Source organism: Acinetobacter sp. YH01007, assembly GCF_013420425.1.
GTDB lineage: Bacteria > Pseudomonadota > Gammaproteobacteria > Pseudomonadales > Moraxellaceae > Acinetobacter > Acinetobacter towneri.
The window spans coordinates 1-14,802 of sequence record NZ_VOYC01000019.1 but is presented as its reverse complement, the minus strand read 5'-3'; the positions used below and the strand labels follow the sequence as shown (position 1 = coordinate 14,802).

Sequence of the window (14,802 nt, the reverse complement as noted above, 5' to 3'; positions counted from 1 at the left end):
ATCTCTGATTCTTGCCTTCTCCCAAAACCCAACTGGGCTCAAGTGAAGGCGAGAATGAGGGCGATAATATCCTATGCCCTCTACAGTTTTATTTTTCACAGATTTTGCATTTCATCTTAATTGCCTAAACAATCTACAGCAACGCAGCAAATCCTCCTTTTCACCTCTTTCCAAGCCTGATGACACTGTGTATAACCATAAGTCACGCAATGAAAATGATAAGCATAGGCAAAACAGGTAAAAAACCGTTAGACTATGCATCTCTCTCATTCAATGTCGTTTCAGACAAATAAGAAGGTGAAGGTTGATGCCGCTCAATACTGTCGAAGAGCTTGTAGCAGATATCCGTGCAGGAAAAATGGTCATCCTCATGGATGATGAAGATCGTGAAAATGAAGGTGATTTAGTCATTGCCGCAACCCACGTTCGCCCTGAAGATATCAACTTCATGATCACACACGCGCGTGGTCTTGTTTGCTTAACCTTAAGTCGTGACCGTTGCCAGCAATTAAACCTACCGTTAATGGTTGATGCCAATGGTGCACAACACGGTACGAACTTTACTTTGTCGATTGAAGCTGCTGAAGGCATTACCACGGGTATTTCTGCCGCAGAACGTGCGCATACCATTCAAACCGCTGTCGCTGCACATGCCAAGCCTGCCGATATTGTTCAGCCTGGGCATATTTTCCCACTCATGGCACAGCCAGGTGGTGTATTGCACCGTGCAGGACATACCGAAGCAGGTTGTGATCTTGCCCGTTTGGCAGGTTTAGAGCCTGCATCGGTAATTTGTGAAATCATCAATGAAGACGGCACGATGGCGCGTCGTCCAGATTTAGAAATTTTTGCTGAAAAGCACGGGTTAAAAATTGGTACTATTGCCGATTTAATCCACTATCGCATGACCAATGAACAAACTGTAGAGCGTTTGGATCAGCAAAGCATCGACACAGAATATGGTACTTTTGACTTATATCGCTACCGTGAACTGGGCAATCCAGACATTCACTTGGCACTGGTCAAAGGCGAGCCGAAAGAAGGCGTTACCACAGTACGTGTGCATGGTTTTAATCCAACCCGTGATTTGCTGAAGCTGAAAAAAGCAGATGGTTCGGCAACTTGGAATTTAGACCGTGCTTTAAAAGAAATTGCCAACAGTGAACGTGGTGTTTTGGTCTGGATTGGTCAAGCTCAATTGCAAGACTTGGGCCCTGCTCTAGACAGCCTTAAATCCCCGAAACAAGGCAAAGCCAATGCTGCATTGTCACAGCAATACCAAACCATTGGCGTGGGTGCACAAATTTTACGTGATTTAGGCGTTGAAAAAATGAAGCTACTCAGCTCACCATTACGTTTCAATGCTTTATCAGGCTTTAACTTAGAAGTGGTGGAATATATCACCGCAGATCCAACATCAGAGAAATAATCGAGGTTGCTATGGCAATTCGCCGTATTGAAGGTTTATTACATCTCGCTAGCGAAGGCCGTTATGCGATTTTAGTCGGTCGTTTTAATAGTTTTGTGGTTGAGCATTTGCTTGATGGCGCAATTGACACATTGAAACGTCATGGCGTATCAGAGGATAATATCACCGTTGTTCATGCACCAGGCGCTTGGGAACTTCCTGTTGTGGCTAAAAAATTAGCTGCATCGAATGGTTATGATGCCATTATTGCACTCGGCGCAGTGATTCGCGGTAGCACTCCACACTTTGACTTTGTTGCAGGTGAATGTGCCAAAGGCTTAGGTGTGGTTGGTTTAGATACTGGCTTACCTGTGATTAACGGTGTATTGACTACGGATAGTATTGAACAAGCAATTGAACGCTCTGGAACAAAAGCAGGTAATAAAGGAAGTGAAGCTGCCTTAACTGCAATTGAAATGGTTAACTTGTTAAAGGCTATTTAACGCTATGTCGCAAACACTTCAAGCAACTTATGCAGCAAAACGTAAAGCACGTCGTTTTGCTGTGCAAGGTATTTATGAATGGCAGATGAGCCACAATCCAGTACATGAAATTGAAGCACGTACCCGTGTGGAAAATGCCATGCACAAAGTGGATCTCGGCTATTATCATGAATTGTTGACTCAAGTGGTTGCCAATCATGAAGCATTGGATGCATTACTGGTGCCTGTTCTTGATCGTGACATTCAAGCCCTCGATGGTGTTGAACTCGCCACCTTACGTTTAGGTGCTTATGAGTTAGAACAACATCTGGAAATTCCATACCGTGTGGTATTGGATGAAGCGATTGAATTGGCAAAACACTTTGGTGGTGCAGACAGCCACAAATACATCAATGGTGTATTAGACCGTCTTGCCAACAGCTTACGTGCAGCAGAAAAGCAACAAAGCAACTAATTCAAAGTATTGAGTCGATTGTTGTATGGCTGAGTTTTCCATTATTGAGACCTATTTCAACAGACCGCGTCCCGATGCAGTCGATTTAGGTGTCGGTGATGACTCAGCTCTGCTCACCCCTCCGCCGCAACAACAATTGGTCATTTGTGCCGACACTTTAGTCGCTGGACGACATTTCCCCCTCGATACCAACCCACATGCGATTGGTTGGAAATCGGTTGCGGTCAATTTATCTGACATTGCCGCCATGGGTGCCACCCCACACAGTATATTATTGGCATTGAGCCTACCCCAAATTGATCACGACTGGCTCAAAGGGTTTAGTCAGGGTTTACATGATTGTTGCGATCAATTTGGGGTAAGTTTAATTGGTGGAGATACCACACAAAGCCCGCATCTCACCATTTCCGTTACCGCCTTAGGCTGGATTGAACAAGGACATGCCATTCCACGTTCAGGCGCACAAGTCGGCGATTATATTTGTGTCAGCGGACAAGTCGGCGATGCCGCTTTTGGTTTAGATCATCTCGATCACCCCTTAAAACAACGCTTAGACTACCCGACACCTCGCTGCCAACTCGGGCAACAACTCAAAGGTCTGGCTTCAAGCATGATTGATGTTTCAGATGGCTTGGCACAAGATTTAGGGCATATTCTCAAAGCCTCTCAGGTCGGTGCTTGTATTGAACTCAGCCAACTGCCTATAGATGCTGCATTAACCGAATTACCACAACAAAAGCAGTGGCAATATGCCTTGGCAGGTGGCGATGACTATGAGTTATGCTTTACAATAAGCCCACAAAATTATCAGCAGCTTTTGCAAAAACCGCTGAATACCCCTATTCATATTATTGGCAAAATTAACAATCAAAACCGCTTAAGCTTTGAACAGAATGGCGTAGATCGTTCACTTCATTTTCATGGATACCAACACTTTGCAAAAACCCGCGATTAATTTCAAAGCCATGTCTTGGACTGACCGACTGATTGTATGCTGTGGTGTTGGCTTCGGTTCAGGTCTACTACCCAAAGCTCCCGGTACCTTTGGTTCGGCCTTTGCCCTACTGTTCATTCCCATTTGGTTCGCGCTTGGTTTCATTCCAAGCCTTTTTGCCATTGCCATCATGTCCCTCGTTGGCATATATATCTGTGGACGTACTGCACAGGTTATGGGCGTACATGATGATGGTCGTATTGTTTGGGATGAATTTGCAGGACAATCGATTACCTTTTTACCCCTGATTTTTATCAATCAAATCAGCTGGGTCTGGGTAATTGTGGGTTTTGCCCTATTCCGACTATTTGATGTGTGGAAACCTTGGCCAATACGTGTGATTGACCGTCGGGTCGAGGGTGGTTTTGGCATCATGCTGGACGATATTATTGCGGGTCTTTGGGCCGCATTATGTATTTATATCTATTTATCTTTTACTTTGGTTTAGCCATCACTAGGATTCAACATGTCTACCACCGTGATTATTCTTGCAGCAGGTAAAGGCACGCGCATGCGTTCAAATTTACCAAAAGTATTACAACCTCTTGCAGGACGCCCACTCTTGGGTCACGTGATTGATACCGCAAAAAAATTACAAGCCGATCATATTATTACCATTTACGGTCACGGCGGTACTTTGGTTCAAAATGCGTTTGCACATGAACAGGTGCAGTGGGTCGAACAAGCGGAACAGCTCGGCACAGGTCACGCAGTCAAAGTGACTTTGCCTGTTTTACCACATGAAGGCGTATCCCTAATTTTATCTGGAGATGTACCTTGCATTACAGAGCAAACTTTACAAAAGCTGCTCGATGTTTCACGTGAAACCCAAATTGGATTGGTGACACTCACCCTTGCCGATGCTACGGGTTATGGTCGTATTGTGCGTGAAAACGGTAAAATTCAAGCGATTGTTGAACATAAAGATGCATCTGAAGCACAGCGTCAAATTCAAGAAATCAACACGGGTATTTACTGCGTCAGCAATGCCAAATTACATGAATGGCTGCCAAAACTGAGCAATAACAATGCGCAGGGTGAATATTACCTGACCGATATTGTGGCGATGGCAATTGCCGATGGTTTAGAAGTTGCATCGGTAGAACCTCAACTGGCTTTTGAAGTAGAAGGCGTGAATGACCGTGTGCAATTGGCTGCATTAGAACGCGAGTTCCAGAACTTCCAAGCCAAGCAACTCATGCAACAAGGTGTGCATTTAATTGACCCAACCCGTTTTGATTTACGTGGTAATCTCACTGCAGGTAAAGACGTTCGCATTGATATTAACGTAATTATTGAAGGCGATTGCGAACTGGGTGATGGCGTAGAAATTGGTGCAGGTTGTATCCTCAAAAACACCAAAATTGCTGCGGGCACTAAAGTTCAGCCGTATAGCGTATTTGACCAAGCGGTTGTAGGTGAAGCTGCGCAAATTGGTCCATTCTCACGTTTACGTCCGGGTGCGGTATTGGCCAATGAAGTGCATATTGGCAACTTTGTTGAAGTGAAAAACAGTCAAATTGGTTTAGGCTCCAAAGCCAACCACTTTACCTACTTAGGTGATGCCGAAGTGGGTGCAGGCAGCAATATTGGTGCAGGTACGATTACTTGCAATTATGATGGTGCCAATAAATTTAAAACCATTATTGGTGACCAAGTCTTTATTGGTTCAAATAGTTCATTGGTTGCACCTGTCACCATTGCCAATGGTGCAACGGTAGGCGCAGGCTCGACCATTACCCGTGATGTTGCAGAACAGTGTTTAGCTGTGGAACGTTCTAAACAGTTCACTAAAGAAAACTATCAACGTCCACAGAAATTGAAAAAATAAGAGGAAGTTCCTATGTGCGGTATTGTCGGTGGCGTTGCAGAACGTAGTATTACCAATATCCTCATTGAAGGTTTAAAGCGTTTAGAATATCGCGGTTATGATTCCGCAGGTTTGGCATTGATTAGTCAAGGTCAGGTCTTGCGTGAGCGTCGTGTCGGTAAAGTAGCAAATCTTGAGCAAGCAGTACTAGATTCTCAAGTCACAGGTTCACTCGGTATTGCCCATACACGTTGGGCAACACATGGCAAACCGACAGAAAACAATGCACATCCGCATATTTCTGGCAATGTTGCTGTCGTACACAACGGTATTATCGAAAATTATCAAGAACTGAAAGATGAGCTAGAAGCTTTAGGCTATATGTTCAGCTCTCAAACGGATACTGAAGTGGTTGCGCACTTGGTCAACCATGCTCTTAAAACTGCACCGAATTTATTGGTTGCGGTACAGCAAGTCGTGCCTCAACTGAAAGGTGCTTATGCTCTGGGAATTATCCATACCGATTATCCAGATGAATTGATCACGGTACGTGAAGGTTCTCCTTTGGTGATTGGTGTCGGTATTGGCGAAAACTTTATCAGTTCAGACCAATTGGCGTTATTGCCGATCACCAACCGTTTTATGTATTTGGAAGAAGGTGATATCGCCCGCTTAACTCGCGACAGCATTGAAGTTTTTGTAAACGGTCAAACGGTTGAACGCCCTGTAAAAGAGTTGGATGCAACTGTAAGCAATGCATCGAAGGGTGAATATAAACACTACATGCTCAAAGAAATTTATGAGCAGCCTGAAGCAATTCAACAAACCATTTCACAAGCATTGAATGGCAACGCTTTACGTGAAGATTTCCTGAAAGATGCCGAGCTTGATTTTGCCAAGATTCAACAGGTACAGATTATTGCCTGCGGTACCAGCTACCATGCAGGGATGATTGCAAAATACTGGTTTGAACAGCTAATTAACTTGCCATGTCATGTGGAAATTGCCAGCGAATACCGTTATCGCACCCCAGTCATTGTGAATAACACATTGTATGTGTGCATTTCACAATCTGGTGAAACTGCAGATACTTTAGCTGCTTTACGTGATACGCAAAAACGTGCTGCTGCAAAAGGCTTAAATATTAGCACCATGACCATTTGTAACGTGGCAACTTCATCTATGGTGCGTGAAACCAATCATAGTTTGTTGACACTCGCAGGCCCTGAAATTGGTGTGGCATCGACCAAAGCCTTTACGACACAATTGGCAGCATTAATGCTATTGGTGCTCAAAATTGGTCAGGTGAAAAATGCAATTGCAGCGACAGAAACAGCTGAAATTATTGCAGGCTTATGGCACACACCAAAAGTGATTTTAGATACTTTGCAAAATGATACGGCAATTTTACGTTTGTCTGAATTGTTTGTAGAGAAAAATCACTGCTTGTTCTTGGGTCGTGGCACACAATTCCCAATCGCCTTGGAAGGTGCTTTGAAACTGAAAGAAATTTCATATATTCACGCAGAAGGTTATGCTGCGGGTGAATTAAAGCACGGCCCATTGGCATTGGTCGATAATGACATGCCTGTGGTGATTTTAGCACCGCAAGATGACATGCTGGATAAACTGAAATCCAATATGGAAGAAGTACAGGCACGTGGTGGTGAGCTGTTTGTATTTGCAGATGAACACAGCGGCATTCCTGCAGATAAAGAACGCCAGCATGTGGTTTATGTACCACAGGTCAGCGCGTTGCTTGCGCCAATTGTGTATAGTATTCCTGTGCAGTTGTTGTCTTACCATGTGGCGGTTTTACGTGGTACAGATGTCGACCAGCCTAGAAACTTGGCAAAAAGCGTAACAGTGGAATAATATTGATTAAATTCAATGATTTAAATTTAATAAAATTATTTTGAATCACCTAAAAAATCCGCAGTCGGCTTCATTTTTAGAAATTTAGTACTGCGGATTTTTTATGTCTGATACTTTTATTTTTCGCATAACTACAGTGCATAGCAAGCGATATTGAAACTTTTGCAGACAATGAAAACTTTTATAAAAACAAATAACCTAAGTCATTTAACCACACTATTTTCTAAAAATGTTGTTTATTTATTCAGTCAGTACAATGACATGCAAAAAATGATTGACCCTATTTTTGCATCATGTATTATACACCGCATGCGGGAATAGCTCAGTTGGTAGAGCACAACCTTGCCAAGGTTGGGGTCGCGAGTTCGAGTCTCGTTTCCCGCTCCAGAATTTCAAAAGCCTCAGTCGAAAGATTGAGGCTTTTTTATTGATTTTATATTATGTTATCCCCAATCATACTTTCTTTATTATCTTTTATTTTACAGTTTCGGGCCCCAAATACGACATATTCGTAGGTAGTTGCAAAAAATAAATGCATTAAAATCATTAGATTTCTTTAATCCAATAGAATCTCATCAGCCAATCAAGCATCTCATTATCGACCAACTGGCATAATTTCATAAATCCATTTTTTTGTGTTTTAATGGTGATATCACAATGTAAAACACAATATTATGGATTTAATATTCAAAAAACCTGAAGAAGTTGTTGCTTTATTATGTGAGAGGCTTCGTAAAGAACGTCTTTATCTGGAAATGACTCAGGCAGATGTTGCTGCGCGTGCGGGTATTGGTGTGAATACTGTATCTAATCTAGAAGCTGGTCGAAATGTTTCATTTGAAAATTTAGTACGTGTTGCCATGGTGCTCGGCCGATTAAAAGAATTAGAGGAACTTTTCAAACCACATTTAAATAGTGTAGATGACATGCTCCGCTATGAGAGTAATACGGCTCGCCAACGTATCAAAAGGAAATGAATCCATGCTCAAAAAACTTGATGTTTACTACAATGGATGGGGCGAATATTGGCTTTGGGGCACACTAGTTTCCTCAACTGCAATCACAGGTCGACCATTGATTGCTTTTGAATACAGCGCAGAAGCAATTAGTAAAGGTTTAGAGCTTTCATCTTACCTACTTCCGCTAAAAGGTGACCCATTAAGAAAGAACTTTCCTGCACATCAAATGGGATTACCAGGCCCTATATACGATGCCTTACCCGATGGCTGGGGCATACTCCTGATGGATCGCTTATTTAAAAAAAATGGACTTAATCCAGCACGAGTTGGGCCTTTAGAACGCCTCACGTATATTAGTACACATGCAATGGGGGCATTATCCTTTGAACCTTCAGCATCCGAGTTAACATTAGCTGAAAATATTCCATTGCTAAGACTCGCTCAAGAAGTTCAGGAAGTTCTCAAAGGAGAAGGTGCCGAATTTTTACAGCATTTATTAATTATGGGCGGGTCTCCACAAGGTGCAAGGCCAAAAGCACTTGTTTATCGTGATCCTGTCACTAATGAATTCTCAACAGTTCACTCACATCAACATGAAGCTTGGCTGATCAAATTTCCCGCTCAGCAAGAGCATCCTGAAGTTTGTGCAATTGAAACTGTTTATGCAGAATGTTTGCGTCATTGTCATATTGACACCCCAGACACCCAATACTTCACTCTTCCGAATGGCCTAACTGCATTTGCCTCAAAAAGATTTGACCGCTGCGATGGCATGCGCATCCCTATGCAAAGTTTAGCTGCCTTTACAGGGGCTGATTTTAAATCACCTGGGAGTTTAGACTACAGCAACTTTCTTCGTGCTACACACTTTTGTACCAATGATATTCGCGAAAAAGCGATTGCATTCAAGCGCGCTGTTTTCAATGTGGTGTTCAATAATCGAGATGATCATTGCAAAAACTTTTCGTTTTTAATGTCTCAAAATGGACAATGGAAACTCGCCCCAGCCTACGACGTTACTTTCTGTGAAGGCCCAGGTGGATATCATCAAATGGATATTATGGGTGAAGCACTGGATATTACTCGGTCTGCCATTGTCAAACTGGGCATTCAGGAAGCAGAGCTTTCTATTCAAGAGGTTGATGAAATGATTAACTCAATTTGCGAAGTTGCCAGCCGATTTACGAAGATTGCTCATGATCTATTACCTGAACAAATTAGATCTGAAACTCTCCAAATGATCCAAAATAGGATTGAGCATAATATTCATTTATTGAATTGAATATAAACCATCCGATTTAATCAAAAGCAATCTGGAAATACATATAAAATTTAATCAATAACAGATCAGTGATAAACCCCGAACCCAAGATGGTATATCCACTGCGGGCTTTGGTCATTATAAACAGACAAAGACAACTTACATCCCTCTTGCACTGCAAGCCCATACTCTAATGTTAGCTCCTTGAGTTGCGCAGGTGATAAACTCAACCAAGCATTATCAGGAGCTGGTTCAATATTAAAAGTGACACTTTTAACAGCTTGCTCATATTTTCCAGTCTGAATATTCAGTTCTACGGAATCTGGAAAATGCTGATAAATAGATAATTCATCATCCTCAACATCAAAGCTATATACTTCCTGATTTTGCATATCTCTTAGACATGTATCTTTATATAACTGTTCCGTTAGCAAAGCTGCATTCACCTGAATATTAGAAAAGAGTTGTTCACCTTCTGAAGCAAAAAAGTCCTGATTAAACTTTTGAATTTGTTCATCATCATATTTTGTAAAGTCGCAGGTATTGGCATTGAATCTAAGTCTGGCATCAACCACCAGTTCATTATTAGACCAAGGCAAAAGTTGCGATAAATCTTGCGATTTATATTGTTTTTTGGTGTCCACATAACCTTCATAACCAGGCCGATTAAATACCGCCTGCTTTTTTGGCTGAGTTCTATCTTTATTTGCACAGTATTTATAGTTAAATTGTGGAATTACAATGTTGGGATGTTGCACAATATTTAAGCGATGTCGATTAACACGCCCTGCTGTCTGAACTATCGACTGCACACTTGAAGCATCAATAATCGCCCAGTCAAAATCATGATCGCGCCCAACTTCTTCTACAGGCGTTGCAATCACAATCAATGGAATATCTATAGAGTTAGAGGTCCGAACGATACTTAATATCTCTTCATCCGTATAAATATGTTCATTTCCCGTTGGACGTTTTGTGCCATTTTTATGCCGTGTGAGCAAAAAGTCGAGTCGTTTTTCTTTGTGGAATCTTGAGATTAGCCAATCATGAGCATGGTAACAAGCAATCTGTGCATGTGGCAGTCGGCCTGATAAATGCTTTGCTAAATCAATAGCATGCTTGATATTTGCCACACGGATTAAACCAAATGAAAGTTTTTTGTCCTGTTTTTTAAGTGACCAACGATGTTGTTGATGTAGAGCTTCTGTCTGCTCCAAAATCGTCCTTTTCCATTGATCAACAGAAGGATTTTCAATACTGGCTAAACGTGCCAAACGATATGGCTGTTCTGCTTTAACCGTAAGAACGTGCTGCAACTCATCTAAATGCTGTTGATAAACCTGATTAAATACTGATGGTTCATGGCTTTTTTGTACCAGTATCTTGGGCTTCAATTCATTGTCTGCAATCGCTGCAATAAATTTTTGTGGTTCCTTATATAAGGCTGCACGAAGCTCGATTCCTGATTCAAAAGCACGGTAAATGCTATCTGCGACTGTTGCTGAAAGCGTTGCAGATGAACAAATAACATGACGACCATACATTGCAGCCAATTGGACTAAACGCAATACAGCGATTAATGATTTAGGTTCATAACCATCAATTTCATCTAAAATCAGATCACTGCTCATTATTCTGAGCAATGCTTTAACATGATGCCCTTGTCGATGTGGCTCGCCTGCCGCGATTAAATAATCAATCGTGGATACCAATAAAGGCGAGGCTAAAACATTTTGAGCAACTTTATCTACTCCCCTTTTTCCTTTGACTATTTTAGTAAATAGAGGATGCAACCACTGTGGTAAGTCTTGATCCTGTGCATAAGCATCAAATACAGGTTCTGGTAAATTTTCATCTTCATCAGCCACAGACGCATTTGCACGACTTTCATTAAATAACTTTTGGCTGACATGATCACCAATAATCACGGCAATTTCATCATCCGACAGATTCATGGAGCTTTTAAGTGCATCACCAGTCTGTAACGTTAATGAGCGAAGATTCAGTGCAATGGCAAGGCGTGGATCATTCGGTCTTAATATACATGCTGCACGCAGGTTCATTCTGGTTTTACCACTCCCCGTTCCTGCAATATTCAGCAATAAGCAAGGGGTATCTGGCATTTTATTGATTTGCTTTTGTAAGGCATGAGCAACCAAATTTTGCCACTGAAATCTGGGTAAAGTAGAAGGCTGACAGATAAACTCAACCGTTTGTTCACTTAAACCAGCAAGATTCAAATCTGTCATCATTTTTGTGGCGATATACGCAGCACGATCTCCAACCTGCTGCAAATGCCAATCCAGAGGTTGATCTTGCATTCGCTCCTTTTTGCCTTGTGGACTATTTTTTATCTTTGTATTGGCAAATAGGCTGACATTTTCAGGTTTTGTTTCAGAAAACTGTTCCGCAGAAACGGTATGGTCTGCATGAATGAGTGCTGCGCGGCTATGTAGTGCTAAAGCTTTCCAATATAACTGTTGATCTTCCGTTGCTTGGGTCATTTTCGCTAAGCGGGCCATACGGTTTTGGTGACTTTTAAATATGCTGTCATTTAAATCACCCGCACAGGTGAATTGTTCTACACGAGGATGTTTTTCCCTGACATGCAAATCCGCATTTGGATACCAGTTGTTATCTCCCAATAAGCCATGATGCGTCACCACCAAATAATCCACGGCTTCTAATTCATTCAGCAAAAATTGTTTTCTTATCTTAGTACGTTCGCCCAGGGTTAAATCTGTTAAGTTACGATCAATATTTTTCCATGCTTCTGGCCAATTCCAGTTATTTTTACGCATTTGCTGCAATAGTTTCATCGACAACCATTCATGTCGTACATCATCTTTGAGCATCTGCCCTGCCATCGCAGGACTTAATTTGCTTTGAAAGTGCTGAGAAGCCTTACCAATGTCATGTACATCACCTGCAGCACCTGCAAGTAAACTTGCTGCTCGAACCCATTCAGGCACTTGCAGCTGCTTTTGTTGTTTACATGTCGAAGCAACTGGATAAGCACCCTCTAAATTAAAACGATGCTTAGAACCTACGACCCAAACCAATTTCATTCTGCGCATACCATAATTCACATAAGCTGCTACAGCAGTTTGACGTGTTGCTGTTTTTTTCAGTGCACTGCGAATTTCTTTAAGTCCTTCCATGGTCATAGGTGCCTGCCATGAACTTTGCCCAGTGCGAATTGCATAGCTATCTAAAACAGCTCTGGTCTTTTTTAAAGCGCGTTTTTCACAAGCGGATATAAAAATTGTATGCATATTGGATGGATATAATTATTCATTGGATTTAATCGCATCTCTGCGACACATCATGTCGTTTAACTAAAAATAGCATTTGATAATAAATATTTCATCCGCTATTAATACTCTAAACAACTATATTTTAATAACTTAGGATGCATTATGACAAAAGATACAGAGGAAAATCCTTATCAGCAAGCCTTGGCTGAATCTGTTCATTACAGCCTAAAAACCGTTAACTCAAATATTGAAAAAGGCGGTATCCGCCTTGCGCAAAGCCATGCATTAAACTTACCTTATATTTCAGCACGAACATTACTTGCTGATGATTTTCTTGTTCCAACCGACTACCAAGCAAATGCAGGTAAAACTGCAACTTTATTTAAAGTCGTCAAAGCAGCTCAATTAGATGAAGAACTGTCCGAAGCAGATGAAGAATTTAAGCAAAACGTGGCCTTGCTTAAACCACATTTAAACAAGATATTTGAACAACCATTTACTGCAGGGTTGGATATTATTGATATTCGCATGCGTCAATTACTCATTCCTAAAAATAATGAGTATCTATCCATCAGCCCACTTTCAGCAGCAGGTCTGAATTTACTGATTAATACTGAAGTTGATGCACTTAAAGAACAACGTAAAGCAGAAGGTAAAAATACAAAACTGAAGAATATTAAGACAGCTGTATTTGGTATTGGCGGATCAAATCCGCAAAACGTCGGAAGTCTAGTCCGATCCATGCAACGTCCTCTTGTTCTTGACTCACCTACTCAAGATCCTGAAACACGCCTTGCTTTTCAGTATTTTTATAAAGGCTTTGATTACCAAATTTCAAATGCCTATATCAATCGAGCGATGTATCAAGAATTGACTGAATATGCAAAATCCTTGATTGAACAACAAAAACTAAGTTTAAAGGTGGGCTTCCATGAACATGGCATACACGCCCCTTTTTCAAATATGCAAACACGTGCAGCAGAATTAACCACTATTCAGAAAGTTGTCGATGATGTTCTGCAACAAGGGCAAGACATCCTCCAAATTTTAAAGTCTGTTGCAAATGATTTGCCTAGTTTAAAAGTGTTGGAGAGAAAATCGAGGTGGAGCCATCCGCGTGTATCTCTGATCGCTCAAGGCTTAATTAATCCTGAACTGCAACAATTTGAAGATTGGCAACAGTTTTTTGCAGATGATTTAGCAAGACGAATCACGAAACACAGTTACTGGAAAAAAGAGATTAAAAATACGGTTGATATTAGCCTATCGGAAGCTGATGCCAAAAGCTTCCTCTCACGTCGTATTCAGGAGCTTTTAAAATGAGTTGCTTCGTCGTTATTCCATACATTAAAGTGCAAGCAGCAAATTTTCAGAGCAATGGCTTAATCATGGGTGGCGCTCCACTGATGGCTGCTGCCATGTTTAGCCATCACCTTGCGCGTCAAATTGATGAAAAAGATCTCGGCTTTTATTATGTGCACCATGATATACAACCACTTGGTGGAGAAGCTTATGGTCGCTTCACTCCAGCACAACGACGCGGCGCGACATTCATTGGTAAAACAGATTACTCATCAAAAAATAAATATGCGCTTTCACTACAACCTACTGCAAGCTGTCATTTGCTGTTCAGTTTAGTAATTGAATTTGACGCTAGACGTCCAGATCTAGACACATTAGTTCAAACTATCAAAAGAAGTAAATTTGCAGGCGGTCATATTCTCGAGTTTGGGAAAATTCAAGATTTTAATGATGCTGAAGATGCCTTGGCTCAGATCAGCTCTGGCTTTTTAATTCATGATAGGAATGATTTATTAACCGCCTATCAAAAAGCATATCAAGTAAATCGTTTGCAAGCCTTTAGCCAACTTTTAGCGCATCGTCCGCAAGCTAAAAATAGTGATACACCTATTTTAGAACATTTACCGAATGAAAACTTAGCATGGCTTTCTGCAACAACTTTAGGTTATGCCTTACTTGAACAACCAACTGCTGATCGTGCTGGAATTCGCCATGCCGATGATCAGGATGAAACACAGCATGCCTATGCAGAACCTTTAACAGGCTTGATTCAGTATCACTCACTTAATTCAATTTTGAATGAAATCCGCCTCGAAACATCAATTTATCCCGATGGCTATTTAGAACAAATCCGGTAGTGTACAAAAACAACGTGTTTTAATTTAGAATAGACGTGAAAATGTCTGAGCAATAGACCTTTAACATGATCATAGAAACGACAACTTATGTCTGCACCCGTTGCCAATCACCCAATATCCAT

Annotated in this window: 12 protein-coding genes and 1 tRNA gene; 12 read left to right on the top strand and 1 reads right to left on the bottom strand. The window is 41.4% G+C overall.

Annotated elements, in window-relative coordinates:
- Positions 1–307: 307 nt before the first annotated feature.
- From ribBA to FTT74_RS10645, 10 genes are all read left to right on the top strand, one after another.
- On the top strand, positions 308–1,429 hold the full coding sequence (gene ribBA, locus FTT74_RS10690; RefSeq protein WP_096902634.1) for a bifunctional 3,4-dihydroxy-2-butanone-4-phosphate synthase/GTP cyclohydrolase II: 1,122 nt from the start codon (positions 308–310) through the stop codon (positions 1,427–1,429).
- Positions 1,430–1,440: 11 nt separating this feature from the next.
- Entirely contained in the window at positions 1,441–1,911 is a 471-nt protein-coding gene (gene ribE / locus FTT74_RS10685) for a 6,7-dimethyl-8-ribityllumazine synthase (protein ID WP_004974350.1), read from the top strand.
- Positions 1,912–1,915: 4 nt separating this feature from the next.
- On the top strand, positions 1,916–2,365 hold the full coding sequence (gene nusB / locus FTT74_RS10680; RefSeq protein WP_004974349.1) for a transcription antitermination factor NusB: 450 nt from the start codon (positions 1,916–1,918) through the stop codon (positions 2,363–2,365).
- Between the two features lie 25 nt (positions 2,366–2,390).
- Positions 2,391–3,320 (top strand): thiamine-phosphate kinase, encoded by a 930-nt coding sequence (gene thiL, locus FTT74_RS10675; RefSeq protein ID WP_004974348.1) that lies wholly within the window; start codon positions 2,391–2,393, stop codon positions 3,318–3,320.
- Positions 3,286–3,807: a phosphatidylglycerophosphatase A gene (locus tag FTT74_RS10670; RefSeq protein WP_096902633.1), complete on the top strand. Its 522-nt coding sequence runs from the start codon at positions 3,286–3,288 to the stop codon at positions 3,805–3,807. The genes thiL and FTT74_RS10670 overlap by 35 nt, the downstream gene beginning before the upstream one ends.
- An 18-nt stretch (positions 3,808–3,825) precedes the next feature.
- Positions 3,826–5,190 carry a bifunctional UDP-N-acetylglucosamine diphosphorylase/glucosamine-1-phosphate N-acetyltransferase GlmU gene (gene glmU, locus FTT74_RS10665; RefSeq protein ID WP_004974345.1) on the top strand — a complete coding sequence of 455 codons (1,365 nt, stop codon included), beginning with the start codon at positions 3,826–3,828 and terminating at the stop codon, positions 5,188–5,190.
- A gap of 12 nt (positions 5,191–5,202) precedes the next feature.
- A complete protein-coding gene (gene glmS / locus FTT74_RS10660) occupies positions 5,203–7,044 on the top strand; it encodes a glutamine--fructose-6-phosphate transaminase (isomerizing) (RefSeq protein ID WP_179989014.1) in 1,842 nt (613 codons plus the stop codon).
- Between the two features lie 311 nt (positions 7,045–7,355).
- Positions 7,356–7,431 (top strand) — tRNA-Gly (locus FTT74_RS10655).
- Between the two features lie 287 nt (positions 7,432–7,718).
- Positions 7,719–8,021 (top strand): helix-turn-helix transcriptional regulator, encoded by a 303-nt coding sequence (locus FTT74_RS10650; RefSeq protein WP_070153706.1) that lies wholly within the window; start codon positions 7,719–7,721, stop codon positions 8,019–8,021.
- Positions 8,022–8,025: 4 nt separating this feature from the next.
- Positions 8,026–9,285, top strand: a complete 1,260-nt coding sequence (locus tag FTT74_RS10645) for a type II toxin-antitoxin system HipA family toxin (protein ID WP_179989013.1) — start codon at positions 8,026–8,028, stop codon at positions 9,283–9,285.
- Positions 9,286–9,350: 65 nt separating this feature from the next.
- Here FTT74_RS10645 and cas3f read toward each other — a convergent pair whose 3' ends face one another.
- Positions 9,351–12,539, bottom strand: coding sequence for a type I-F CRISPR-associated helicase Cas3f (gene cas3f / locus FTT74_RS10640; protein ID WP_179989012.1), 3,189 nt, complete (start codon positions 12,537–12,539; stop codon positions 9,351–9,353).
- Positions 12,540–12,683: 144 nt separating this feature from the next.
- On the opposite strand from cas3f, the gene FTT74_RS10635 reads away from it, so the two are divergent.
- The gene (locus FTT74_RS10635) at positions 12,684–13,844 is read left to right on the top strand and encodes a type I-F CRISPR-associated protein Csy1 (protein ID WP_179989011.1); all 1,161 of its coding nucleotides are present in this window, start codon (positions 12,684–12,686) and stop codon (positions 13,842–13,844) included.
- Positions 13,841–14,680 (top strand): type I-F CRISPR-associated protein Csy2, encoded by an 840-nt coding sequence (gene csy2, locus FTT74_RS10630; RefSeq protein ID WP_179989010.1) that lies wholly within the window; start codon positions 13,841–13,843, stop codon positions 14,678–14,680. Before FTT74_RS10635 ends, csy2 begins: the two co-directional genes overlap by 4 nt.
- Positions 14,681–14,802 lie beyond the last annotated feature (122 nt).